The sequence below is a fragment of the Clostridium sartagoforme AAU1 genome, assembly GCF_000401215.1.
Lineage (GTDB): Bacteria > Bacillota > Clostridia > Clostridiales > Clostridiaceae > Clostridium > Clostridium sartagoforme.
The window spans coordinates 1-822 of sequence record NZ_ASRV01000271.1; the positions used below are offsets into that span (position 1 = coordinate 1).

Here is an 822-nt window from a genome sequence, read left to right on the forward strand (position 1 = left end):
ACAAAGAATACCCAATATAAATAAAGGCCACTAAGAGCCTATGGAGTGAATCATTATAAAATTAGTTTAATGAGATTTGTAATTATAGTATCTAATAACAGTTTCTTACCAGGCTCAACTGAAGATATTCTATCATATTGGGGCTTATAATTTAATTATAGTGTTTATAACATTATCATAATAATTAGAGATATAACATCTTTGTAAACAATAAAATTTTCTATAGTAAAATAATTGAACAAATCTAAGATAAAATAAATGGAAAATATATGGTGATATTATAATTTTTAGTTTATAATAATAGTTATAAGGAAAGTGGACAACTGTATTAAATTGTACTCGATAAATAGGAATTTTGAAGGGAGGAAAAATTATGAACAGAAGGGTTTGGGGTGGAAAATATAATGTGCAATCTAAAAACGATTACTCTGCTATAGTGGAATGTACATATTGTTGTCCATATTGTGGAGAAGCAACTGGTTCTATACTAACTATATATTCCGAAGGTTTTGATTTGTTAGATAAGGGTGGGTTTTATGAGCCTTTAAATTGTGGATATTGCAGTAAATCTGCAGATGTGTTTTTTAGTAAGTAGAACTGAGAAGGTCAGGTGATAAGATTTAATTTAACTGACAGATATGGGTATGAATTTTAATTATTAATGAGAAGGCTAGGGATACAAGTAGTATTTTTAGTCTTTTAAATTTGATAAAATTAAATTAACAAACGAAAGTGTGATTTTATTTTAGTAAATCAAGATATTTTATTAATTTTGTTAATGGTATAATAAAACAAAAGATATTTATCTGTATGTTAATATAA

Annotated in this window: 1 protein-coding gene; it reads left to right on the top strand. The window is 25.8% G+C overall.

Translation table 11 applies throughout. The annotated features are described in order from the left end of the window. Nucleotides 1–373 precede the first annotated feature (373 nt). Nucleotides 374–595 (top strand): hypothetical protein, encoded by a 222-nt coding sequence (locus A500_RS19065; protein ID WP_016209209.1) that lies wholly within the window; start codon nucleotides 374–376, stop codon nucleotides 593–595. Nucleotides 596–822: the final 227 nt, after the last annotated feature.

Bases quoted from the DNA above. Each gene is read 5' to 3' on its own strand.
- A500_RS19065 (WP_016209209.1), top strand. From the start codon at position 374: ATGAACAGAAGGGTTTGGGGTGGAAAATATAATGTGCAATCTAAAAAC.